At 47.0% G+C, this 26,676-nt stretch carries 11 protein-coding genes; 9 read left to right on the forward strand and 2 right to left on the reverse strand.

The genetic code is table 11. From position 1 onward, the window contains the following. Window positions 1-38 precede the first annotated feature (38 nt). Complete coding sequence (locus tag IRE19_RS01665; protein ID WP_203339080.1) at window positions 39-1,430, reverse strand: N-acetylmuramoyl-L-alanine amidase; 1,392 nt, start codon at window positions 1,428-1,430, stop codon at window positions 39-41. 428 nt (window positions 1,431-1,858) lie between these two features. Here IRE19_RS01665 and IRE19_RS01670 point away from each other — a divergent pair, with 428 nt between their 5' ends. From IRE19_RS01670 to csaB, 5 genes are all read left to right on the forward strand, one after another. After that, window positions 1,859-3,832, forward strand: a complete 1,974-nt coding sequence (locus tag IRE19_RS01670) for an S-layer homology domain-containing protein (protein ID WP_203339081.1) — start codon at window positions 1,859-1,861, stop codon at window positions 3,830-3,832. Between the two features lie 115 nt (window positions 3,833-3,947). Further along, window positions 3,948-4,685, forward strand: coding sequence for a WecB/TagA/CpsF family glycosyltransferase (locus IRE19_RS01675; RefSeq protein ID WP_203339082.1), 738 nt, complete (start codon window positions 3,948-3,950; stop codon window positions 4,683-4,685). Next, window positions 4,682-6,241: a putative polysaccharide biosynthesis protein gene (locus tag IRE19_RS01680; RefSeq protein WP_203339083.1), complete on the forward strand. Its 1,560-nt coding sequence runs from the start codon at window positions 4,682-4,684 to the stop codon at window positions 6,239-6,241. The genes IRE19_RS01675 and IRE19_RS01680 overlap by 4 nt, the downstream gene beginning before the upstream one ends. 47 nt (window positions 6,242-6,288) lie before the next feature. Then, the gene (locus tag IRE19_RS01685) at window positions 6,289-8,157 is read left to right on the forward strand and encodes a DUF5693 family protein (protein WP_203339084.1); all 1,869 of its coding nucleotides are present in this window, start codon (window positions 6,289-6,291) and stop codon (window positions 8,155-8,157) included. Next, window positions 8,154-9,275: a polysaccharide pyruvyl transferase CsaB gene (gene csaB / locus IRE19_RS01690; protein ID WP_203339085.1), complete on the forward strand. Its 1,122-nt coding sequence runs from the start codon at window positions 8,154-8,156 to the stop codon at window positions 9,273-9,275. The genes IRE19_RS01685 and csaB overlap by 4 nt, the downstream gene beginning before the upstream one ends. A 505-nt stretch (window positions 9,276-9,780) precedes the next feature. On the opposite strand, the gene IRE19_RS01695 is transcribed toward csaB, so the two are convergent. Continuing rightward, window positions 9,781-10,923 carry an acyltransferase gene (locus tag IRE19_RS01695; protein ID WP_203339086.1) on the reverse strand — a complete coding sequence of 381 codons (1,143 nt, stop codon included), beginning with the start codon at window positions 10,921-10,923 and terminating at the stop codon, window positions 9,781-9,783. A gap of 304 nt (window positions 10,924-11,227) precedes the next feature. Here IRE19_RS01695 and IRE19_RS01700 point away from each other — a divergent pair, with 304 nt between their 5' ends. From IRE19_RS01700 to IRE19_RS01715, 4 genes are all read left to right on the forward strand, one after another. Further along, complete coding sequence (locus tag IRE19_RS01700; protein WP_203339087.1) at window positions 11,228-13,390, forward strand: 5'-nucleotidase C-terminal domain-containing protein; 2,163 nt, start codon at window positions 11,228-11,230, stop codon at window positions 13,388-13,390. A 164-nt stretch (window positions 13,391-13,554) separates the two neighbouring features. Next, window positions 13,555-17,049 (forward strand): DUF8508 domain-containing protein, encoded by a 3,495-nt coding sequence (locus IRE19_RS01705; RefSeq protein ID WP_203339088.1) that lies wholly within the window; start codon window positions 13,555-13,557, stop codon window positions 17,047-17,049. Window positions 17,050-17,923: 874 nt separating this feature from the next. Next, a complete protein-coding gene (locus IRE19_RS01710) occupies window positions 17,924-22,201 on the forward strand; it encodes a S8 family serine peptidase (RefSeq protein ID WP_203339089.1) in 4,278 nt (1,425 codons plus the stop codon). A gap of 711 nt (window positions 22,202-22,912) precedes the next feature. Then, window positions 22,913-26,572, forward strand: coding sequence for a S8 family serine peptidase (locus IRE19_RS01715; RefSeq protein ID WP_203339090.1), 3,660 nt, complete (start codon window positions 22,913-22,915; stop codon window positions 26,570-26,572). Window positions 26,573-26,676: the final 104 nt, after the last annotated feature.

Genomic DNA, 26,676 nt, shown 5'->3' on the forward strand with positions numbered 1-26,676 from the left:
ACAACAAAAAAACGGACTAAAAAGTCCGTTTGGAAAAATTAATTTTTTGCTTTCCAATTGTAATAATCTTCGATTCCTAAAGCAATTGCCGTAGCGGCACGATCTTTGTAAGTAGCGGTAGCTAATTTAGAAGCGTCGGATTTGTTGGTGATAAATCCTAATTCCACTAAAGCAGCTGGCAGCGGGTTCGTGCGGATGACCTGGAAGCCGTAGTTTTTAACGCCGCGGTTCTGGTGGTCCATCGCTTTATACAAGCGGTTTTGAACAAATGTCGCTAATTGCTTGCTGTCGTTGCCGACTGAAGCAGAATAGAAAGTTTCAGATCCGCTTGCTGCTGGAGTGGCTGCATTGGTATGGATGCTGAGGAAAGCATTCGATCCGCTGGCAACCCCTTTATCAACACGAGCACTCAATGAATGGAACACATCGGTAGTGCGGGTCATATAGACCTTGATGCCTTTTGCTTTCAATTTCGCTTCTACGCGTTTGGAAACATCCAAGTTGATATCGGATTCGCGTAAGCCGTTGCCAACTGCGCCCGGATCGTTGCCCCCGTGGCCAGGATCAAGTGTGATAAAGCGGTTGTTCGCTGAGACTGGAACTGCTTTTCCAAGATAGGCGGTGCTGACGTAACCTGTCATATTGCCGCTGATGCCGTATGCCCATGAACCGTTGTAGCCATAGACACGGAACGGTGCGCCGGCATTCAATTTTCCGATGGATGCAAACCCGGTGCCAGCTCCTTTGCGGACGTTCAAGTTGTTGACAGTAACGTTCAAATCAGCGAACGCTACGTTTTTATATGTAACTCTAAAGCTTGAATTCAATGCACGAGCCAGGAAAATAGCGAACTCTTCACGGATCAATTTGCTGCTCGGTGAATAGGTGCCTTTTCCAGTACCATTCGAAACACCTGCAGTAGCGATTTTATTGACTGCCGTGTACAGGCTGCCACTATTGTTGTTAGTTTTGATATCGGTAAAGTAAACATGGCCGGTTTTTTGGTAATTAAAAGCTCGGCTAAGTAAGAAGGCCATTTCGCCACGGGTCATCGTATCCTGGGGACGGAATTTCCCGTCTGAACCGCCAGTTATAATACCTTTTTCGTAAGCTGTTTGAATATAACCTGAGCTATAACGATCTGAATTGACATCTGGGAAAGAAGTTTTCCGTTTGTCGGCATCCAAATTCAAGGCACGGCCAATCAATGTAGCAGCTTGCTCGCGTGTTACAGCTTGTTTTGGACCAAACATAGTATCAGAGATGCCTTTAATGGTACCTCTATTGTATAAATACAGTATTTCCTCGTCTGAAGACGACACATCTTTAAACGGATTGCCTGCAGCGGATGCAGTATTTATACCTAGACTGGAAATCACAAGAACGGCAGCAATAAGAAACAGGGTAACTTTCGATAAAACAGTTTTCATTTAATTTTCATTTCCTCCTATTAATTTCTTTCTCTATGTTAGATATATTAGCAGAAATTTATTCAAATTAATGGGTATTTTTGATAAATGAGAAAATAGTATGGTTTAAAAGTATTATTTCTGTTCGGTGATTTTCAATCTAATACTAAATACCTATAAAGTTGATAAAGATATGAGAAATTTTAGAATATTATTGCGCAATTAAAAAAATAATAAAAATATGTCTTTCGTGAAGAATAGAGTTGATGATACAATTGAACCTGTTCATTGAATATTTATCCATAAATAAATGGTTAAATATAGATAATTAGCATTATAGTTTACCCGGTCAAAATGCTTTAAGGTAAGAACTGATTTATAAGGAGCACATGAGTTGCCTTATAAATAGTAAAATATTGCCGTAATTTACAAGAGGGGGATTTATCAAAATGAGAAAATTGCTGATAGGCTTCTTGGCTATGCTTATCGTACTTTCGACTCTTTCGTCAGAGACTGCAAAAGCAGCAGATGATTTGTCGGGACATGCATATGAAGCTGAAATGAGAGAATTAATGAAGTTAGGGATTATCCAAGGCTATAACGACGGCACGATTCGCCCTAATAAAGAAGTAACACGAGCAGAGTTCGCTAAAATGGTTGTGCAATCGTTCGAACTTGGCACACCCGTAACCAGCGCTTCTGCTGAAAACGGCGGATTTTCAGCAGCGGCTGTTGCAGCCACATCACACTTCAAGGATGTGGAGCCTGGAAAGTGGTACTTTAACCCAATCGCTGAAGCTGTAGAGGCAGGGATCATCAAAGGCTATCCGAACAATGTATTTAAGCCGAATGAATTGATCAACCGTGAACAAATGGCGACCATGGTTTCACGGGCCTTAACTGCAAAAGGCCTTGTTATTGATGTTTCAGAGACAAAAGCATTGGATTTTACGGATACTTCTACTATAAGAAATGAACATAGAGAAGGCGTTCGCATTCTTACGCATCTCGGAATCATTACAGGCAATAAAGACAATACTTTCAAACCGAAAGACAGTTCAAAAAGATGGATGGTGGCTTTGGTTATGCTGAGAGGCAGAGATGAAGTGTTCCCACCGAAAAACCTGGAGTTTCAGGCATCAACAGTCACAGCAGACAAAACGACGGTCGTGAAGCACTTTGAGACATTTGACCAAGCAAAAGACTATGCACAAAAGAATTCAAAAGTTCAGGCTGTTGAACGCAGCAATCAAATCGTCTGGATGAAGCAGGGGATTGCTGCAACGAACGCTTTTACCGAGATTTATCCAACGGAAAAGCTAAGTGCGGATACCAGCAGCAAATTCCGTCCGTATGTACCGGCCAACAGCGAATTGAAATTCCTGGACGCTACAGCGACGACCGTCAAAGTGGAACTGGCCGGAAAAACCGGTTACGTCAGTTCGAAAGTGGTCCGTTTGATTCCGCAGCCGATGTTGAAAGGGCAATCTTATTATGAAGTGGACAAAGGCAACTTGGTCCATAAACTTTTCAATCATTCGACTGGAAGCTACGTATCGACAGGAATCATCGGCAAAGCGCCGAAAGAATTCGTCAGCGGCATGAAGTATTACAGCTGGGACGGCGCAACATTCACAACGTCGGCTGGAGCGAAAGTTGTGGAAAGCCATCAGTATTTCAACAAGCTTCCGCTTCATTCAGCAAGCAGCTATACAGCAGAGGAGTTGGATAAATTCCTCAAAGATAAATTCCCTTACTACAATAAAACCCAGCAAGGCAAAGTCTGGACAAGCAGTCCGCTTGTCGGTTCAGGCAAGTTCTTTAAAGAAATGGAACAGAAACACAAAATCAATGCACTTTACCTGTTGTCCCACGCTATCCATGAAAGCGGCTGGGGAACCAGCAAAATTGCACAGGACAAACGGAATCTTTTCGGCTATGGAGCAGTAGATGGAGACGCTTATAACAAGGCGTATTCTTACGCCACATTCAGAGAGTCGATTGAAGATGCAGCCAAACGGATCAATTCAGGCTATTTGTCACCGACTGGCGGCTATTACAATGGACCCGTCCTCGGCCATAAAGGCATCGGCATGAACGTACGTTATGCATCTGACGCATTCTGGGGAGAGAAAATCGCGGGGCATATGTACCGGATCGATTCGTATCTTGGCAATAAAGATTTGAATCACTACGAGCTCGGCTATACGACAACAAGCCCGTTGAATTTCCGGAAAGATGCAAGCACAAACTTTGCTTCTATTTATACGTTGAAAACAACAGGAGTTCCTGTCATTCTCAATCAGCAAGTGAAGGCTGCCAATGGTGCAATGTGGCATGAAGTCGCTTCTGAAAACAATTCCTATGCGAAGGCTTACGTACACGGCGATTACATCAAATTGCTGCCGCTCGCTCAGAAATAAACTTTACACAATCTTAACGGAAGAACCCTGTATTCAAGCGGACATAGCTTGAACACAGGGTTCTTCTTTATGTTATACTAGCCTAAGATATTTTGCCTTGAAGAGGAGATTACCGATGACTTCGAAATTTGTTCATATACTGGGAGTGCCATTTATCAACACAACCCAGACAGCTTTTATCAACACTTTGCAAAGCCATATTGAAAGACAGGAAAAAACGTTTGTCGTGACAGCCAATCCGGAAATCGTCATGCATTCCCTGGAAGACAATCAATACAAACAAACTTTAGCGAAAGCCCAATACATAACAGCAGACGGCATCGGCATCGTCAAAGCTGCCGCAATCGTCGGCGAACCGTTGCCGGAACGCGTCAGCGGCTATGATTTAATGCTTGATTTGCTCGAGGCTGCAGACAAAAACCACTCCAGTATCTTTTTCCTGGGAGCTGCAGAAGAAGTGCTGCAGGCAACGGTCAAAAAAGCGAAAGAGAATTATCCGGGCATCCGGATCGCCGGCAGCCATAACGGCTTTTTTGATTGGAACGATCATGTTTTGCCGCAGCAGATCAAGAACGCGGCGCCGGACATCGTCTTTGTAGCGCTCGGTTTCCCGAGGCAGGAACAATGGATCGGTGCGCATATCGATGAATTCGACAAAGGTGTTTTCATTGGCATCGGCGGCAGTTTTGATGTCTTTTCCGGAAACGTCAAACGTGCGCCGGAACTTTGGCAGAAAATGAACCTGGAATGGTTCTACCGGTTGGTCAAACAGCCTTCCCGTTGGAAACGCATGCTGGTGCTGCCGAAATTCGCAGCGACGGTGATCGGGCGAAAGGCTTTACGTAAAGAATGAAGAATACTTTGCTGAAAAGTACCTTAATCTTATCTATCGCAGCTTTGCTGTCTAAAATACTGGGCAGTTTATTTCGGATTCCGCTCCAGAACATCGCCGGAGATGAAGTGCTCGGAATTTTCACCTTGGTGTATCCGGTCTATATGGTCGCTTTGACCTTGTCGGTCGCCGGAATTCCCATCGCCATCTCCAAACTGATTGCGGAAGCCCGTGCAAAAGACGATCAACAGCAAATCAAGAACGTCTTTTTCACTTCCGGCATTCTGGCCTTGCTGTTCGGAGTGGCCAGCTTCTTGATCCTCTACGGATTTTCTCACCAAATCGCAAATGTCCTTGGAGGCGAAACGACGCGTCTTGCGCTGATCACCGTTTCCTGTACCTTGCTTGTGGCGCCTTATATGGCGGTTTACCGTGGTTATTTCCAAGGGCATCAGGACATGACGCCCACCGCGGTATCGCAGGTCATTGAACAATTCATCCGCGTCGGCCTGATCCTGCTGGTCGCCATCTATATGGTGGACCGCCTTTACAGCGATGAGCAGATTGCGGGCGGCATCATGATCGGCTCCATCATCGGAGCGATCGGTTCGTTCATTTATCTCCGTATTCTGTACAACCGTTCATCTGTCAGAGTTGTAAAAGGGCTGTCTTATAAACTGGCGGACTTCAAATCAACCGCCAAAACGATCCTGAAGATTTCCATTCCGATTTGCATCGGTGCCATTACGATGGCTTTATTGAACCTGGTGGACTCGATCACCATTCCGACCGCATTGAAAATGCACGGAGAAGCTGCGGAAGACATCAATTCGCTGTACGGAATATACGGCAGGGGCCTGGCATTGGTCCAAATCGTTACGGTTTTTGCCAGTTCCGTCATCCTGCCATTGATTCCATCCATTTCAGCCAAATTGGCGCAGAACGATAAAATCGGCTCAGCTAAGCTGATCGACAACACGTTTTTCCTGACTTATCTCTTATCCGTTCCAGCCGCTGTCGGTTTGGTCGTTCTGACTTTGCCGATCAACTTGGGTTTGTTCACGGATCTGCAAGGCAGTACCGTACTCGCAATCGTGTCGTTCAGTTCGCTGTTCACTTCACTGACTGTACTTGGTACGGGCGTATTGCAGGGAATCAATAAAGCGCGGCTCGGCGCTTGGATCATCATCATCGGCGTCCTCATCAAATTGGTGCTGAACCTGGTGTTGGTCAATCGTTACGGATTGGAAGGAGCTGCGGTTTCAACAGCAGCGATTTACTTGATTTTATTCGTTTTAAACGCTCTAGCCATCCGCAAATACACGGGTTTCAGCTTTTTCCCGAAAAAAACAGGCCTCATCGTCTTTGCCTCACTTGTCATGGGGGCAGCCATTTGGCTGCCAAGTTACCTATTGGATTTTGAACAGCTGACCAGACTTTCAGCTTTATTGTATGTAGGAGCGGCAGTAGCAGCCGGCGGCGTCATCTACTTTGTCTTGCTGCTGGTGACAAAAGCAGTGGACCAAAGCGTATTGCAGCGCATTCCTGTCATAAATAAATTCATCGCCAAGAAATAACGCCTGTTATCCAGGCAAACCAAGAAAAGTTAAGGGTGTGTACTTACGTGAAGAAAGTTTTAATCGGAATCCTCCTGGCGGCATTGCTATTGACCATTCCTTCAGCATTTCAACGCATACAAATAGAAGAATCAAATAAAAAATACGAAACCATCGTACCCTTCAAGCTGACAACCAACTGGTTGATCGAGGATCCATCATTGACGTTGGACGGCATCTTGTCCGACTTCAAAAATACGGGCATCCAAAGCATCAGCCTTGAACCGGATACAATCAGCTCCTTGGAAAGAAAAGGGCTGATCACTGCTGTCAGCACGTCCCGTATGCGGGAACATTTGCTGTTGACTCAGCAGGATCCACTCGAAGCGCCTTTCGATAAAACGGGATTGTTTATCCATTCGAATGGCTCGTTTGATTTTGAAGAAACCACAGCCGGTTTTTTTGAAGAGAAATTTACGTTCACTGTAAATGATGAAGCGTACACCTATATCCCGGGCGCTGCTGATAAGATCCTTTCCGTACCGGTCGGCTATGACCCGGAAGTGATTGCTTCGATACAAGAAGCAGGGCTTATGGTTGTGCCGCGTCTGGGCGACTATTCAGATGAGGAACAGACTGAGCGGATGATCGAAGAACTTCTGTCGATTAAAGAACCCGGCGTTGAAAAAATCCTGTTCAGTGGGAATTACGCTCCAGCATATTCAAATCCTGAGCGCCTGAAGGAATTCGGCGAGCAGTTGAAAGAGGCTGGTTACGGCTTGATGAGCATTGAATTCGCCGGCCAAAAAGGCTTGAACCAGCTCGCTTATATCAATGACTTGAACCTCGTGCGTCTTCACAGTCTGGCTTTAGAAGATGGCAATGTCGCGGAAAGCGCGGATAAAATTGTCCGCGCAGCAAAAGAACGCAATATGCGCGCTTTTTTCATCAACATGACTCAGCCGGAATACAATCTGGCATTGACGGCATTGCAAGAGCTGCAGGCGGATGTCAATAACAACATGCCGGACAGCTTTGTGCGCGGTGAATCGCGTTCATTCGAAACGTATAGCGTACCGCTTTGGCAAACCGCCATGGCTCTGCTTGGTGCCATTGCGTTCCTGACACTGGCAGCTCAGTATGTCTTTAAAAACAACCGACTGACTTTATTGGCATTGATCGGCTCTGCACTGGCTGCTGTTATTTACTTGGTGACCGGCCAAAGCATGGTCTTGAAGGCATTCGCTTTAGCGGTTGCCGTGACGGCGCCGATCTGGGCAGTGCTGTTGAAAAAAGAACCACAGAAAAAATGGTACCTAATCCGCTCTTACGCACAGGCGCTGGGCATTGCGGCCATCGGCATCTGGCTGATTGTCGTGTTGCTGAACGGCAATCAATACTTGCTGGGCATTGATTTGTTCAGAGGGGTGTCGTTGATTTACATTATTCCGATTGCCTTTATTGCCATCTATGCCGTGTGGGGGAATATCAGAAAGCTCCTGACAATGAATGTGATTTACTGGCATATGGCGATCATTGCCCTTATAGCGGGGGTTATTTTGTATTACATGAGCCGTACAGGCAATGCCGGACAAGTTTCTGCAATTGAACTGCAGGTTCGCCTGATGCTGGAGCAGCTTCTTTACGTCAGACCACGTACAAAAGAATTCCTTATTGGCTTCCCGTTGTTCATCCTGGCACTCCATATGGTGAAGAGTTACCCGAAAGCCTATTATTTCCTGCTTATTCCAGGAGTCATCGGTTTCCTGTCCTTAGTGAATACATTTACTCATCTTCATATCCCGTTATTGATTTCTTTGCTCAGAAGTGGTTATAGTATAGTTTTCGGGTTTATAATAGGACTTGTCCTGATCTGGCTATATGAAACTGTGTGGAAGAAAATGATCACTATGATAAGAATGAGGTGGCAGGCGTGAGAATAGTGTTATCTGGATATTATGGTTTTGACAATGTGGGAGACGAAGCTATTCTCTATGCCATTATCCATTCATTGAAAGAGTACTATCCAAGAATTGAAATTATCGTACTATCCAATAAGCCGGAAAAAACGGCTGAAACCTATCGCGTCAAGGCCGTTAATAGATGGAGCCTGAAAGATGTGCGCGCAGCGATCAAATCTTCCGACGGGTTGATCAGCGGAGGCGGCAGCCTGTTGCAGGACGAAACCGGCCGCAAAAGCATCCCGTATTACGCGGGTGTCATGAAAATCGCACAACAGCTGAAAAAACCGGTATTCGTCTATGCGCAGGGCATGGGCCCAATCAGCAGCCGGCTCAACCAAATGATCGTCAAGCATGTGTTGAATTCAGTGAAGCTGCTGACGGTCCGCGACGAGCAGTCCCGACAGCTGCTGGAAAAAATAGGCGTCACTACGGAAATCCATCTGGTGCCCGATCCGGTTATGGGGCTCGAGGCAGACAACTTCGAAAGCATTTGGCTGCGCCAACAGAACTTCGAAAATAAAGTCATCAGCGTCTCGGTCCGCGACTGGAACAATGAAGCGTATGCTTTCGGTGAAATCGCAAAAGGGCTCGACGAGTTGGCGGCTAAAGGATACGAAGTTGTGTTTGTTCCGATGCACGGCAAACACGATTTCAAGACTTCCCAGCAAGTCCAAGACCTAATGAAAAACAAGGCGCATATCGCACCTCATGACAGCACGATTCAAGAGAAGATGGCCATCATTAAAGAGTCAGATGTGCTGTTCGGCATGCGCCTTCATGCCTTGATTTTCGCGGCTGTCAGCTATACGCCGTTTGTCGCTTTATCGTACGATCCGAAAATCGACTCATTCGCCAACATCGTCAGCCAGCCGGTCCTCGGCCACGTAGAAGCCAAGGACTGGAACCACGCTGACCTTGTCCAGGCAATCGAGCGCATTTTCACAAACTACCCGGACGAGCTGCAGAAAATCACCCAAGCAGCCGCACCGCTCCAAAAAAGTGCCAACCAAACCGCACGCACAGTCCTCGACGCCATCGAGGCACCAATCGCGAGCGCCGCACCATTGGCATACACTGAAAAACAAAAGTAAAGAACCGTTAAGTAAACAGGCTGTTCTCGAGGTTGTGAAACCTTGAGGATGGCTTTTTTTGTGTGGAATTGTGTGCGTGCCTGGCACGCAAACAATTCAAGCCTTTAAATTGAGGCTGTCGCTCAGCGAACAGCCGGCATGAAGAGCATAACGTTCTGACCAGGCGTAGCTCATACACAAAAATGGATTTCTTGCTCATTGAACCCGCCATTATGCTTCTCATCTTTCACGGAATTTCTGTAGGAAAGCAGGTACCTCCTGTAGAGAAGAAACTAGTTGAGGTAAAAGCATAGCCTTATTCCAGTAGAATCCTAACTAGATCATTTAGATCCACAAATTTATGCTACAGAATCACGATAAGCCGGGCGGCGTTCTCCGATTGCCCGGCTTAGTGTGGATACCCAATCCGAACTAGCCGCCGCGAGGTATCCTGGATGACTCCTTTCTCAAATCACTTGAAATTCAACTAAAAAAGGCATCCCTATTTAAGGGATGCCTAATCGATCTATGCTTTTACTTCTTTTGTTTGTTCAGGCTTTTTAAATAAACGGTTGCCTTGACCAAAAACGATCCAGCTGTACGGAACAAAGTCATAGAATAGGCGGACGATCAGCCAGCTGCTGAAGAACGTTACACCAAAAGTGATGAGTTGCCAGGAATGGAAGATCAATGGTTCGCCTCCTGGGAGCCAACGTCTCAGAAATAGTAGGAAGAACGGATGGATTAAGTACATGCCGAATGAGACAGCGCCAATTTCCGTTAAAACTCTCTTGAATTTTGGCACCTTCCATATTTCAATAAAATGAATAACAATGAAGATTACTGCAGCAGCAAAAAATGCATGAGTGCTCCAGGCGAATTCAAGCATCCGGTTACTGTAACTGCCTTGCTGTGTGCGAATCATGAACATCATCCCGACGTAGATGAAAATCATCGTGCCATAAGCGACAAAGATTCCGGCCAAAACAGGCCAGTTTTTTCGCCAATTGCGAATCCAGGCCGCAACCTGTTCATAATAAACGCCGAGGAATGCCCCAAAAAAGTAAAACATAAAGTAGGACAGAGCGATTGAATTCTTTGCGGTTACCTGGAAAATCTCTGAGTTCAGGATAACCCATGTCCACTGAATGACGATCCCAAGGATGATCGCATATTTGCGGACGAACTTGAACCGTTTAAACAAATACAGCAAAATTGGAAACATCAAGTAGAATTGAACACTGACAAAAACGAAGTACAGATGGGTATGCGCTTTGCCTGTCGCTAAAGCTGCCAAAAAGCTGGAAATCAATGTAGGGAAATCTACAAATGTGTCATATAGATTCAATTTCAATACATAATAAAATACGGAGAAGACAATGTAGGGAACCAGAATATACAATAGGCGCTTCTTATAGAATTTTTGAAACAGGTTCATAGTCAACTCGCGGTGGTAGTAAGTATAAAACAAGATAAAGCTGCTTAGAAAAATAAATGTGGGCGTGCCCAACTTTCCAGCAATATTGAAAAAGTTGTATAAAGCAAAGGAAAGCGAACTCGGATCGCTTCCGCCTACACCGGTAGAAGAAGAATGGACTGCAAACACCCCAAACAACGCAAGTGCCCGTGCATATTGAACTTCATTTAAATATTTTCTGGATAAATTCATCGTATCACCTGACCTTTTTAAATCTGAAGCTGTTGTGAGATAAGCACTTTTATTATCATAACATGTTTGTCCCTGTTGGAAGTATGTAAGCAAAATATGTATTTTGTAAATAAAGTAAAGGAATTGTTAAATTATTAGTAAAGTTCAAATTATTCTATTGTTGAAAGAAATACTGCATGATAAAATTAAGCTGAATAATTGCGCCTGTTTAAAGTAGTACATCATGCCTAACTTCGCTGACTTTAGGTAGGAAATCAGTCTGTCTATGGAGCAATTAGTCAAAAAAACTTAAGGATGGTGTCAAATGAAGGGGAAAATGTTTAAATCAGCAATTGCAGTGGCGTTGACGGCAAGTGTAGTTGGGGTTCAGTCACCTGGAACAGCACAAGCAGCAGAAGGGGATTTTGAACTGACGATCATGCACACGAACGACACGCACGCAAATTTGGATAAAGTGGCGAACCGAGTCACACTGGTCAACCAGATTCGTGCAGAAAAACCGAATAATCTATTGCTGGATGCAGGGGACGTTTTTTCTGGAACATTGTACTTTAATACCTTTGAAGGGCAAGCGGATTTGCCGTTCATGAATTTGATGAAATACGACGCCATGACTTTCGGTAACCATGAATTCGATTTAGGCTCGGGCGAAGAAGGCCATAAATCTCTTGGCGAGTTTGTAGGCGGCGCCGATTTCCCATTCGTTGCAGCGAACGTCGACTTTTCAGGTGATGGCATCATGGCCGGATATCAAGAAAAAGTATACACAGCTGAAGCCGAAAACGGTCAAATCTATAACGGTATCATTAAGGAAATTGACGGCGAAGAAGTCGGGATTTTCGGTTTGACGACTGCTGAAACCACATCCATCTCAAGTCCAGGAGCAATCACTTTCTCTGATTACATTGAAGCTGCTCAAGGGGCGGTTGATGCATTTGAAGCAGAAGGCGTCAATAAAATCGTTGCTTTGACACATATCGGATTTGACGACTCTGCTGAATTCGATAATGATCAGTTGTTGGCTGCTGCAGTTGAAGGCATCGATGTCATCGTTGGCGGTCACACGCACGTTAAGTTGGAGAAACCGTTCGTATTCGAAGGAAACACAGATCCGACAGTTATCGTACAAGCAAATGAATACAATAAATTCCTTGGCCAATTGGATGTAACGTTTAATGAAGAAGGTGTGATCACTTCACATACTGGCAAATTGCATGATGTCGGCGCTGAAGGAATCGTTGCAGATCCAGAAGCGGCTGAGCTTCTCAAAGATTACTCTGCAGAAGTGGAAGAAGTGAAAAACGAGTCAACAGGTGCTACGGCTGAAGTCTTCCTTAACGGTGGACGCAACGAAGGCGGCGTACGTGCTTCTGAAACCAATCTGGGCAACTTGATTACAGACGGCATGCTTGCCACAGCCAAAACGATTGATCCAAATACAGTGATCGCTGTCCAAAACGGCGGCGGGATCCGTGCATCCATCGAACAAGGCGATATCACAGTAGGTGAAGTATTGACGACAATGCCGTTCGGCAACGCTTTGGCGATCATGAACTTAAAAGGTTCAGAATTGAAAACAGCACTTGAGCACAGTGTCCGTTTGTTCCCGGCTGAAAATGGCGGATTCTTGCACGTGGCAGGACTCGAATTCTCATTTGATCCGGCAAAAGCAGCAGGATCACGTGTTACTTCAGTGAATGTGGTCAACGGCAATGTCAAAACACCACTTGATTTGAACAAATCATACAAAGTGGCAACCAACACGTTCACAGCTAAAGGCGGAGACGGCTTTGAATCATTCGGCGCAGCTTATAAAGCCGGCCGTGTCAGCGAGCCAGGAAACATCGATTATCAAATGTTCATCGACTATATTGCCGGTTTAAAAACAGTTGAACCAAAACTTGAAAACCGCATCAGTCCAGTAATTCCTTATACGGATGTTAATATGGAAAACTGGTCAGCTCCATACATCACCGATGTTTACAACCGAAAACTTATGACTGGTAAATCAAATACATCGTTTGCACCTCAAGAAACGTTGCCTCGTTGGCAGGCTGTACTTATCTTGAATCGCATGTTGGGCATAGAAATTGAAAATGCACCGGCTTCACCGTTTACGGATACGAAAAATCTTCCGGGAACTTTAGCGAAACAAATAGATGCAGCATATGCAGCAGGCATAATCAACGGTGTCAGTGAAACGAAATTCAATCCAAGAGCAAACATCTCACGTGCTCATTTTGCTTTGATTTTAAAACGTGTCTATGAAAATGTAAATGGCGAATACAAAGTGACTGATTTTGCGGATTACAGCGATTACGGCAAATACGATAAAGAAGCAATTACAATGCTGGATAAGCTGGGAATCGTTGAAGGCTATAATGGCAAATTCAGACCTGGTGCATTCACTTCTCGTGCAGAAACAGCAAAAATGATTTCGATTTTTGCTCCTTATGTACAAAAATAAAAAACAATAATGGCATCTTTGCTGCCGGCGATACCTGCAGCAAAGCTGTTTTTTTATGAATGTATGGATAAAGTTTAGAAAAATTCTATTTCTATTTATATTCCGCAATAGTTTACACGTACAGCGTAATAGAAGTGATATTTCATTGATTAGGAGTGAAGAACTTGTCCAAGCATGCAGTCAGTAAGATTTTTCTAAGCCTCATTTTGGCTTTATCGGCAATGCTGCCCTATATGGCGGTTACAGCAGACGCGGCAGAGCCGATTACGGTTGCTGAAGCGATTGCCAATAATTCCGGTGCGGCCACAGTAAAAGGCTTTATCGTGGGTGTCGCGGTTAGTGGAACAAATTATGACCAGGAAGCACCATTTACAAGCGCTACCAATGTAGGGCTGGCCGATTCTCCGGATGAAACCGATCCGGCAAAAATCCTTCCGGTTCAATTGCCGACAGGGGCAACACGTGCTGGAGTGAATTTGGTCGACAATCCGGCTAACTTTAAAGCTGAAGTTACGATTACGGGAACGTTGGGTGCCTATTTCCAAGTGCCAGGACTTCGCTCGGCTTCCGCTTTCACCATTCTATCCGAAGGTGAAGCACCACCTGAAGCGGCTGTCGTCGCTTCATTGGCAGAAGCACGCACGATGCCAGGCCAACTGATCCAAGTTGAAGCTACAGTCACAACAGGGACAGGATTCTGGGGTGGGAATGCCTTTTACGTTCAAGACGATACGGCTGGACTGTATGTCTACACATCAAGTGCAACCGTTGCACCGGGGGACACGGTCCGTTTGACGGGCACAGTTTCTGAATACAGCGGCGAACTTCAATTGCAGCCGAACACAGTGGAAGTTCTTTCTTCCAACAACGAACTGCCTGCGGTTCAAACCGTTGCGCCAACTGGTGTCAATGAAGAGACACAAGGCGAGCGCATCGAACTGCAAAACGTTGCGATTACCGGCCTTAAATCAGTGAACGATTTCGGTACGTTTGAGTTTTCGGCGATTGCTGAAAACGGCGAAGCGGTCACGATCCGCAACGACAACCGCAACGGATTCACTTTCGAGCAATTTACGAAACAATACAAAGAAGGCGATTTGATTCATGTAAACGGAATCGCTTCGAAATTCAACGACTCTTACCAAGTGAAAACGCTTGGCTTTGACAGTTTTGAACTTGTCAATAAACCGGCTGTTTATGCCGATACATTCCCAGGTGTCGTTTCTGAAGGCACAAAAATCACATTAGCATCCGGATGGGAAGATGCAACAATCCATTACACGCTTGACGGCTCGACACCGACTGCTGCAAGCACGGAATACACAGCACCAATCGAACTGACTAAAGATACAGCAATCAAAGCCATCGCAATTGCTGACGAAACGTCAGAGATTTTCACGTTCGAATACACCGTCCTGAAAACAGGGGACTTGAAAATCCGTGATATCCAAGGCGAAGGCCATTACTCGGATTACCAAGGAGTCGCTGTCAATGAAATCGTTGGCGTCGTGACGCATCTCTACAACTCTGCAAACTTCGTCATCCAAGACACCAACCCGGATGAAGATTTGACGACTTCAGAAGCCATCATGGTCAACAAAGCTTCAAGCGGCCTGAACGTCGGTGACGTGGTCACAATCAGCGGAACCGTGGAAGAACATTTCCAGGAAGGCTATTCCGACATGAAAGTCAACGACCTGCCGATCACGCGCATCCGTGCAACTGACGCAGTGAAGACAGGAACTGCGCCACTTCCTGAACCGATTCTTATCGGTAAAGACGTATTCCCACCAACTAAGATTATCGACAATGACGGATTGACTGAGTTTAATCCAGAAGAAGATGGCATTGATTTCTGGGAATCGCTTGAACTTATGCGCGTTGGCGTAGCAGACGCACAAATCGTCGGACCGCAGAGCTACGGCGAAGTGATCGTCGTTTCCAAAAATGCGACCAATAACGATTTCCATAAACAAGGCGGCGTGTTGATTGCAGAAGACGATTACAACCCGGAACGCATTGCTTTCGGCATCGATAATGAAAACTATATCGCGAAGTCCGGTGATTCATTTGCCGGAACTCCTGTAGGCGTCCTTGGTTTCGGCTTCGGGAACTACAAAATTTGGGCTGAAGAAAGCGATCTTACAGAACTTGTAGACGGCGGGACGAAGCCGGAACAAACATGGATTTCTAAAGAAGAAGATGAACTGACAGTGGCGGCTTATAATGTAGAGAACTTCTCTGCAGATCCGAACCACACGTCCAACGCGAAAGCACAGCGCATCGCAGAGTCATTCGTCAAAGACCTGAACTCACCGGACATCATCGTCATGGTGGAAGTACAGGACAACGACGGCCCGATTACTTCAGGGAACAGTGACGCAACGGCAAGCTACGAGCGCCTGATCAACGGCATCAAAGCTGCAGGCGGTCCGACTTATGCCTGGACGGACATTGCGCCTGAATACAATAAAGACGGCGGAGAGCCAGGCGGAAATATCCGCGTCGGCTATTTGTACAACCCTGAACGCGTCACCCTTTCAGAAGGAACAAAAGGTACAGCAACGGAAGACAATTCATGGATCGACGGCGAATTGGCCTTGAATCCGGGACGCGTTCAGCCGATCGCTATGCCGAACACACGCAAACCGATCGCTGCACAATTCGAATTCCAAGGTGAACAAGTTGTCGTGATCGGCGCCCACCTGAACTCAAAAGGCGGAGACCAGCCGCTATTCGGCAAGAACCAACCGCCATTCCTGGGCTCAGTCGATGAGCGCATCGAATTGGCAACAGCCATCAACGGCTTTATTGAAGAAGGACTTGCACAAGATCCAGACTTGAACGTCATCGTTGCAGGCGACATGAACGATTTCGAATTCACACCGGCACTTGCGGCATTGAAAGGCGATATTTTAACGAATAAAGTCGAAGATGTGCCACTGGAAGACCGTTATTCGTATTATTACCAAGGGAATTCACAGGTGCTTGACCACCTCTTGGTGACAAACAATATGGCAGGCCGCACGGAACTGGACATGGTCCACATCAACTCCATGTTCATGGAACAGCATGGCCGCGCATCGGATCACGATCCATTGCTTGCGCAAATCGCATTTGAAAAGGAACAAGTTCCGGGTGAACAACAAGCCGACCCTGATTTCACTGGAGAGCAGGCAGTCATCACTGCAGGCGAACCGGATGAAAGCGGAGAATTGGCGATTACCTTCACGGAAGGAACAGTTGCAGAACTGCTGGAAAGTGGAAAAGACTTGCTGATCGACATGCCGACAGCCGATTTGACACTATCAGCAGAAAATCTTCAGCAACTGGCAAAAGCAGCAGGAGAAGGATTTGTACTGGATGTGGCAGTTGACGACGCAACAGAAGTCGACAAACGCCCAACCTTAACAAACCAAATCGACTTGTCACTCACTGACGCAGCAGGCACCAACTTGCCTGTGAAATTCACGTCACCGGTAACACTGGCATTCGACACCACAAGCGACATCAAAGTCCAGTTCGGCGCACGTGAAGACAACAAAGGCAAATGGAAAATCATCCAAGGCCAACTCGACGGCAACACATTCACACTCAGCGTCAACGAGCTGGGGAACTACACTGTCGTCACCAACAAAGGCCAAGCCAAGAAGAAATAGACTCCATATGTGCAGCCAAACCCATGCAATCGGGTTTGGCTGTTTTTTATGTGTTTGAATTGCAAGCGTGCCTGGAATTGTGTGTGTGCCTGACACACACACAATTCAATAAGGCGCTTCGACGGTTCTGGAGGGGACTCCCGCCATAAGCCGGACAGCTCCGCTTGGTGTGGGGAAGATGCATATTTCTATTTTTGTTTGGAATAGATAGGGGATGTGGGGTTCTCGAAATGCTTGGCAGCGATGGTGCACGCGCCTTTGCTTGGGATTAAAGAGATTACTTGTGAGTTTTGTCAATGTACAGGATGAGTTTGGGGTTCTACCGTACAAAGATGATGACTCTACCTTCACTAGTTGCTTCTCTACATGATGTTTCTACTTTTCTACATGAATTCCGTAGAAATGAGATGGGACATGCTCAATGGGTAAGAATTCCATCACTGTGTGAGTTATGCTTTTAAAACAAGTGAAGCATGAGTAAAGATGCGGATTGTGCAGGTAAAAGAGCAATCAGGTCAGGTAGGGAGATGACATATTCAAGTAGCCACTCCAAAAGTGAAGGTAGAAACACAATTTGTTTATATAGAAGCGATCCATCACTCACTACAAATCAGAAACAAAGATCGCTCCACTGAATTGTGTGCGTGCCAGGCACGCACACAATTCAAACACTCCATTACAAAAAAAATTTTTTTAATTCGAGAAACTAAATAATATCAAGCTATATCTAGCAAATTCCTCTTAAATCAGCCTCTTTAACATGAAATAAACCCCATTTAATATTTGCAACATTGAAAAATTATGGTAAATTTAAGTTGTTGTGCAATTGTAAAGATTCTCTACAATTGCGAATCAGAATAAAGGGGGAAACACATTGACGAAGCTCAAACCGTTTTTATTGCTGGCGATGGTCTTTATGATGACATTCAGCTCAGCTGTCTTTGGCCTGACCGGGGTCTCAGCTGCAACGAACTCATCGAACGTACCTAGTACAGAGTCGAAAAAAGGGGAATTGAACATCCCTGAAAAATTCGTGAATCCGGAAGACCCGGATAAAAAAGTACGTGTGATCATCGAGCTTGATAAAGCACCGGCGATTGAAAGCGCTACTGAAAAGGGCGTTTTATACAAAAATCTTCCTGACAAACAAAAAGAGACATTGGAAGCAGCAGTTGTGACGGGCCAGGAATCCGTGCAAGTATCGATTGCTTCCGTATCTCCGCGCATTACATATCTTGAAAACTTCACTACGGTATTCAACGGATTCTCCGCAGAAGTGGAAGCGGGCGAAGTTGGAGACATCGCGAACTTGAGCGGCGTCAAATCAGTCTACGAAGCGACTGAATACCAGCGCCCTGAAGTTCAACCGGAAATGAAATATTCCAAAGAATTGGTCCAGGCTCAACAAGCATGGACAGATTATGGCTATAAAGGCGAAGGCCTGGTTGTAGGTGTCATTGACACAGGAATCGACCCTAGCCACAAAGACATGGTGTTGACGGACAACCAAACAGGCGACATCACAAAATCCGATGTAGCAGCGTTATTGGCTGACAAATCCATCGACAAAGGTAAATTTTTCACAGCTAAAGTGCCTTTTGGCTACAACTATATGGATGGCAACAACGAAATCCTTGACCTAGGACCGGAAGCTTCTATGCACGGCATGCACGTTGCCGGAACAGTAGGGGCGAACGGCAATGAAGAAAATGGCGGCATCAAAGGCGTTGCTCCGGAAGCGCAATTATTGGCGCTGAAAGTATTCGGCAACGACCCGCTTTACCCGTCGACTTATGGCGATATCTACATCAAAGCGATCGATGATTCGATCAAACTGGGTGCAGACGTCATCAATATGTCCCTTGGATCCACTGCAGGATTTGTAGATTCTTCAAATCCGGAACAAAAAGCAGTTGAAAGAGCGACAAACAACGGTATCCTGGTTTCCATTTCAGCAGGTAACTCCGATATGTTCGGTTCGGGCTATGCTGCCCCGCGCGCCGATAACCAGGATTACGGTTTGACAGGATCACCAAGCACATCAATTGATTCATTTGGTGTGGCATCGTTTGAAAATGATAAAATTACTGCGAAAAGCTTTAATTACCAAGTAGACGGGACGCAAACTGGCCAAGCCATCTATTCGCTAGCCAATGACGCTGACCCGGAAAACTTGCCGAATCCCAATTACGAAGTCGTGGATGTCGGACTTGGAAAACCAGCTGAATATGCAGGCAAGAACGTTGCCGGTAAGTTTGCATTGGTTTCCCGCGGCGAAATCGGTTTTGTTGAAAAAGGCTTGGCTGCACAGGCAGCTGGCGCGATCGGCGTCATCGTCTATAACAACGCAACCGGCACGATCAGCATGGCATCAGATCCAGCTATCAAAATTCCGTACATGTCCGCTTTACAAGCAGACGGTCTGGCAATGAAAGCACAATTGGATGCAGGCAAAAAGGTGACTGTATCTTTTGATGGCGATTATCTTGATATTCAAAACCCAAGTGCTGGTGAAATGAGTGACTTCACTTCTTGGGGTCCGACACCGAACCTTGATTTCAAACCTGAAATCACAGCTCCGGGCGGCAACATCTTCTCGACTTTGAACAACGATGAATACGGCTTGATGAGCGGAACGTCTATGGCGGCTCCTCACGTTTCAGGCGGTACGGCATTGATGTTCCAGCGCATTGAAGAGCTTGGCCTAAAAGGGCGTGAGCGCGTTCAATTCGCGAAAAACCTGATGATGAACACAGCAGATCCAGTCCAATTCGCAAAAGGCGAATATGTCTCTCCACGCCGCCAAGGTGCTGGCTTGATGCAATTGCATGATGCGCTTTCAACAGACGTGATGCTGACGAATAAAGCAACAGGCGACGCGAAAGTGGCGCTGAAAGAAATCGTCGGCGATAAATTCACCTTCACCTTGCAAGCTGAAAACTTCTCTAAAGAAGCAGCGAACTACAACGTGGATGTAAACGTCCAAACGGATAAATCAGAAAAAGAAGTAGTAGCAGGAAAAGCAACAGATACGGATATCACCAATCCGAACGTCCGTGGTTCAGCGGTCGTAACAGACAAAGTGGCCATCACGGCTCCTGAAACAATCACGGTTCCAGCAAACGGAACAAAAGAAATCAAAGTAACAGTCGATGTTTCTGCACTTAAAGGAACACCTGAATACGCAGCGTTCAAAAACGGTTTCTTCGTGGACGGGTTTGTCACGTTGACTGACACCAATGAAGCTGTAACTGGCAACACGGAATTGGTCGTTCCTTACTACGGCTTTAACGGCGGATGGGACGATGCCAGCATCTTCGACGAATTTGCATGGGATGCCGATTCTTACTACGGCATTACACTATTGGCGGATGACGAAGGAAATGATATCACAGGCGGCACACATGCCGGCAAATACGTTCCTGAACGTTTCGCATTTTCACCGAATGCCGACGGCTTGCAGGACATGGCAGTGCCTGTCTATTCATTGATCCGCAACGCCAAAGAATTTGAAGTAAACGTTCTGGATGCAGCGGGCAAGAAATTGCGCACGATCCGTACCGCTTCAAGTTTGACTAAGCATTACTCAGCAACGGAGCCTTACACATTCAACCCGCTTAACGGCTGGGACGGAATGATCGACGGCAAACCGGCGAAAGACGGAAAGTACCAGATCCAGCTTCGCGCAGTCATTGATTACCCGAATGCACAATGGCAGTCGATCAGTTTCCCAATTATCGTGGATACGGTAGCTCCGGAAGCAGCAGCCAAATATGACGCACAAACCAAAACAGTGACTGTCACAAAATTTGCGGATAACGCATCAGGCGCTGGCGCAGACCGTTGGGAAGTATTCGTCAACGGTAAAGAAGTCACGGAAAACGCGGCTACGCCAGCCAACGAATCATTAGCGCCAACAACCACTTCATACAAAGTGGAAGCACCTGTCAAAACGGGCGACAAAGTAACAGCGGTCTTCTATGACATCGCTGGCAATAAAAAAGAAGTCAACCTGACAGCAGGTTCAAAAAATGAAACAACAGCACCGGTCATCTTCTTTACTTCACCGGAAACACTGGAAACATACGATACGAAAGAAGTGGTTGTCGCTGGCCGTGTAGAAGACGATTCGAAAATCGTTTCCTTGACAGTCAATGGCGTCAAAGCGAAAGAATTTGACGGTACCAACTTCAAACACACGGTTTCATTGAAAGACGGCTCTCAGTACGTAACGGTCAAAGCAGTGGATGAGTTCGGCAATGAAATGGAGCTTCGCCGCCAGATCCTGGTGGATACAACTCCGGCTGCCATTTCAATCGTCAACGCACCGAAAACGGTAGGTGCCAATGTAACTGAAGCGGAAGTAACCTTGAGAATCAAAGACAATATGGATGAAATTTATGCGTACGTAAACGGCAGCGAAGTCTTCAAAAAAGACATGTCCGAGCCATACGGCAAAGCAAGCTTCACCAAAGACATCAAAGTCAAAGTGCCAGTCAAGAAAATCGGTGCCAACCAATACGAAGTGACAGTTACAGATGCAGGTGGACATGTCTCTGAAAAGACATTTACGATCACGAAAGCATCGAAAGTGACATTCACAGACATCAAATCGCATTGGGCGAAAACCCAAATCGAAGCACTCGCTTCACAAGGCATCATCAAAGGCAAGACCGATACCTTGTTTGCACCAAAAGCGGAACTGACACGTGCAGAATTCGCAGCGCTCTTGGCACGTACACTTGAATTGCCGCTGAAAGACTACGAAGGCAAATTCAAAGACGCGGGCCCAGGCAAAACATGGGCATCCAAAGAAATCGAAGCCGCAGCTCGCGCGGGCATCGTTCAAGGATTGCCAGGCAACAAGTTCGACCCGAAAGCACCGATTTCCCGCCAAGACACAGCCGTCATGATCATGCGCGCTGTGAAATACCAGGAAGCATCCCTGCTTGAAGGCTTAAACACGAAACACAAATTCACAGACAGCGCGAAAATCTCTAAATACGCAGCTGAAGCTGTATCACAAGCATATGCACTAGAACTTATCACAGGTCGCCAAGGCAACGTCTTCGATCCGCAAGCAAAAATCACACGAGCAGAAACAGCAGTAGTCCTCTACCGCTCACTCGAAAAGATGGAGCTTCTGGATTAACAGAATCGTCACAAAAACAGGCAAGCAATCAGCGTTTTGATTGCTTGTTTTTTTTATGTGCGAAATTGTGTAGAAATTGTGTGCGTGCCTGGCACGCACACAATTTCTACCTGAACAAGTTGCTCTCTTACCTGTATAATCCACTTCTCTACCTACACTCCTCTGTACTTTAAAAGTTCAAACCCATGGCTGGAAGCTGTTCGCATGGCGAACAGCCGGGCATAAGCAGCAATGCGTTCTATTGAAGCTTAGCTCACACCAACGATCGATCTTTCAACCACTATGAATGCTATTTTGTCTCATATTATTCCAGTATTGATGTAGAAATGAAGAAACTGCATGTAGAGAAGTGGCTAGTTAAGGTAGAAGCATCGCCTAACTCCGGTAGAAACCCAAATAGTTCATGTAGAACTCAAACTCATCCAGTATAACCTCAAAACCCACATGTAACCTTTTCAATTCCAAGCGAGCGAAGCGCCTTATAGAATTGTGTGCGTGCCAGGCACGCACACAATTCCCGCACAATTCACTCCACTAAAAAAAGGAAAAAACCAGAGCCGCATAAAACCCAAACTACCTAAAAAATTCGAAGGGAATTAACAAATAAGATAGCTTTGGAACCATGGACTTTTGGTTGATTAACTGGAAAAATGAAGTTGACTTAATTATTTGATAATTTAGATAAGAAATCCAGTTAAAGGAGGAATAGATATGAAGAAAGTGTTAATCAGACTGGCGATTTTATTATTAATGGTCAGCAGCTTGGGTGGCTTCAACAACGCGCAAGTTGCGGCGGCGCCGGAACCGGATTCGGAAGTCAAGCTTGCCCAGACGCTGCTGAAGCCGGAATCGCCGAAAGAGAATATCAGGGTCATCATCGAACTGCAGGAAGAGCCGACCATTGAAACGGCGACGGCAAAGGGTGTGCTCTACAAAGAGCTGCCCGAAAACCAGAAACAGCAGATCGAAGCGTCAGCTATAGCCAAGCAGGAAACGGCGCAGGCAGCCATCACGGACGTGGCGCCGAAAATTGATTTTCTTCAAACCTTCACGGCTGTCTTCAACGGTTTTTCTGCGGAAGTCGAGGCAGGACAGGTAGCGAAAATTGCCGAGCTGCCGAACGTCAAAGCCGTATACGAAGCGACCGAGTACAAGCGGCCGGACATCAAACCGACCATGAAATACTCCAAAGAGCTCGTTCAGGCGCAGCAGGCTTGGCGTGATTACGGCTTTAAAGGAGAAGGCATGGTCGTCGGCGTCATCGATACGGGAATCGACCCAACGCATCAGGACATGGTGCTGACCAATAACACCACGGCTGCGTTGACGCAGGCGGAAGTGGAATCATTTGTCTCGAACAGTGAAATTGAAGAAGGCAAATTCTTTACGCCGAAAGTGCCGTTCGGCTACAACTACATGGACGCCAACACGGAAATCAGAGACATCGCACCAAACGCATCGATGCACGGCATGCACGTGGCGGGTACGATCGGCGCCAATGGCAATGAAACAAACGGCGGGCTGAAAGGCGTTGCGCCGGAAACGCAATTGCTGGCTTTGAAAGTCTTCGGCAATGACGCCAATTCGGCTTCGACGTTCGGCGATATCTACATCAAAGCGATCGACGACTCCATTAAATTGGGGGCGGACGTCATCAATATGTCACTCGGGGCAACGGCTGGATTCGTCGACACGTCGAGCCCTGAGCAGCAGGCGGTGGAACGCGCCACCAATAACGGCATCCTGGTCGCCATTTCTGCAGGAAATGAAGACTTGCGGGGATCGGGATTCCTGGCACCGTTTGCAGAAAACCAGGATTACGGCCTGGTCGGAAATCCGGGCATCTCCATTGATTCATTGGGCGTCGCTTCATTTGAAAACAGCGTCATCACCACTGACAGCTTTGTTTATCAAGTAGACGGTACCGAAGCAGGGCGGGCACTTTACTTGCTGGCAAATGGAGCCGAGCCGGAAAACCTGCCGGCCAAATCACATGAAGTGGTCTATGCCGGCCTTGGCCAGCCCGCGGATTTTGAAGGGAAAGACGTCAAAGGCAAATTCGCCTTGATTGCCCGCGGCACCATTTCGTTCGCGGAGAAAGGGCTTGCGGCACAAGACGCGGGTGCGGCAGGCGTCATCATCTACAACAACACCACCGGACCGGTCAATATGGAAGCCGATGCGTTTATCACTATTCCGTTCATGTCGACGCTTCAGGCGGATGGACTGGCCATGAAAGCGGCATTGGATGCTAAGAAAAAAGTAACCGTCGTCTTTGACGGCAAAAACTTGGAAATGGCGAACCCGAATGCCGGCAAGATGAGTGACTTCACCTCTTGGGGGCCGACGCCGAACTTGGATTTCAAACCGGAAATCACCGCCCCAGGCGGCAACATCTTCTCGACGTTCAATGACAATGAATACGGTCTGATGAGCGGTACATCGATGGCTGCGCCACATGTGGCAGGGGGATCGGCGCTGATGTTCCAGCGCATCGAAGAACTTGATTTAGAGGGCAGGGACCGCGTGGAATTTGCAAAAACCCTGCTGATGAACACGGCCAATCCGGTGGAATTGGTGGCGGGCCAATTTGTGTCGCCGCGCCGCCAAGGAGCAGGGCTGATGCAATTGCATGACGCGCTGTCCACAGACGTCATGCTGACAGACCAGCGCACGGGAGAGGCCAAAGTCGCGTTGAAGGAAATCCGGAATAACCGGATGACCTTCACACTGGAGGCCATGAACTTCTCGGATACAGCGGCGACTTACGCCGTGGACGTCAATGCCCAAACCGATTACGTCACAAAGCATCCGGAACGCAAAATCGACATCACCGACCCGAACCGCTCCGGCTCGAACGTCGTCACGGACCTGGTTAACATCACCGCACCCGAAACCGTGACAGTGCCGGCGAACGGCACAGCGGAAATCGAAGTGATGATCGATGCCGCGGCGTTGCAGGGACGCCCTGAATTCGCGGCGTTCACCAATGGATTTTTCATTGACGGCTTTATTACCCTAAACGATGGCAATGAAGAAGCGAGCGGCAATACGCCACTTGTTGTGCCGTACTTCGGCTTTAACGGCGGATGGGACGATGCACCGATTTTCGATGATGTGGCATGGGATGCCGGAACGTTTTACGGAACGACATTCCTGACCGATGAATTCGGCCTGATCATCAACGGCGGCAGCCACCAGCAAGGCTTCGTGCCCGAACGCTTCGCCTTTTCACCGAATGGCGACGGCAGTCGGGAGTCGGTCATTCCGGTATTTTCCCTACTGCGGAACGCCAAACAATTGGAAGTGAACGTGCTGGATGAAAGCGGCAAGAAATTGCGGACCTTGCAGACCGGCAAAAACCTGATCAAGAATTTCTCGGAAGTCTTCCCGTATTATTACGATCCGCTCAATGAATGGAACGGGGAAGTGCTCGGCGAACCGGTGGCGGACGGCAAGTACCAGATTGAGATGCGCGCCGTCATTGATTATCCGGATGCGGAATGGCAAACCTTAACGATGCCGATTCTGGTCGACACCGTGTCTCCGGCAGCAGTCGCAGCACTCAATAAAGAAACCAAAACAGTGACGGTATCGAGCTTTGCGGATAACGCAGCAGGCAGTGGACCTGACCGTTGGGAAGTATTCCATAACGGCGTCGAGCTGACCGAAGACCAGGAAACCTTTGAAGACGAATCACTGGCTCCAGGCACCAAAAGTTATGTCGTGCCGGTCGACATCAAGGAAGGCGACGTCCTGAAAGCCGTTTTCCATGACACAGCTGGCAATAGAACGGAAGTTCCATTGACCGGTGCAGCGGCCGATACCGATAAACCGGCCATTAGCCTCATCTATCCGGGATTGTTTGAAGTATCGAACACCCGTCAAGTCGGCGTCTTCGGCATCATTGAAGACAGCTCACGCATTGTTTCCGTAACAGTCAACGGCGAAAAAGCCGATCGCTTTGACGGCTTCTTCTTCGATCATACCTTGATGCTCGACGATGGCCGCCACGACATTTTCGTCCAAGCCATCGACGAATCCGGCAATAACCTTGAAATACGCAGCCAAGTACTGGTCGACACGCAGCCGGCTGCCATCGAACTGCTCGATGTGCCGGAAACCATAGCGGGCGAAGACAGCGCTGAAGTGACGTTCAACGTGATAGACAATATGGACGCCATCAAGGTCTACCTGACCGACAGCGAAGTCTACAGCCACGACATGACAGAGCCTTACGGCGAAGCAGCATTCAACGAAGACATTACCATCACCGTCCCTGTCAGCAAACCCGGCGAAAACGACTTTACCTTGAAAGTGGTGGACGCAGCGGGACATATCACGGAAGAGAGCTTCACCATCACAAAGTAAAGCATGAACAAAAGCCGGGGGAAATCCTCCCGGCTTTTTGTTTGCGTGCCTGGCACGCAAACAATTCAAACACAATTCAAAAAAAACTTTTGAAGCCAGAATCC

It is taken from the genome of Planococcus beijingensis, from assembly GCF_016820615.1.
Classification (GTDB): domain Bacteria; phylum Bacillota; class Bacilli; order Bacillales_A; family Planococcaceae; genus Planococcus; species Planococcus notacanthi.

Bases quoted from the DNA above. Each gene is read 5' to 3' on its own strand.
- IRE19_RS01665 (WP_203339080.1), bottom strand. From the start codon at position 1,430: ATGAAAACTGTTTTATCGAAAGTTACCCTGTTTCTTATTGCTGCCGTT.
- IRE19_RS01670 (WP_203339081.1), top strand. From the start codon at position 1,859: ATGAGAAAATTGCTGATAGGCTTCTTGGCTATGCTTATCGTACTTTCG.
- IRE19_RS01675 (WP_203339082.1), top strand. From the start codon at position 3,948: ATGACTTCGAAATTTGTTCATATACTGGGAGTGCCATTTATCAACACA.
- IRE19_RS01680 (WP_203339083.1), top strand. From the start codon at position 4,682: ATGAAGAATACTTTGCTGAAAAGTACCTTAATCTTATCTATCGCAGCT.
- IRE19_RS01695 (WP_203339086.1), bottom strand. From the start codon at position 10,923: ATGAATTTATCCAGAAAATATTTAAATGAAGTTCAATATGCACGGGCA.
- IRE19_RS01700 (WP_203339087.1), top strand. From the start codon at position 11,228: ATGAAGGGGAAAATGTTTAAATCAGCAATTGCAGTGGCGTTGACGGCA.
- IRE19_RS01715 (WP_203339090.1), top strand. From the start codon at position 22,913: ATGAAGAAAGTGTTAATCAGACTGGCGATTTTATTATTAATGGTCAGC.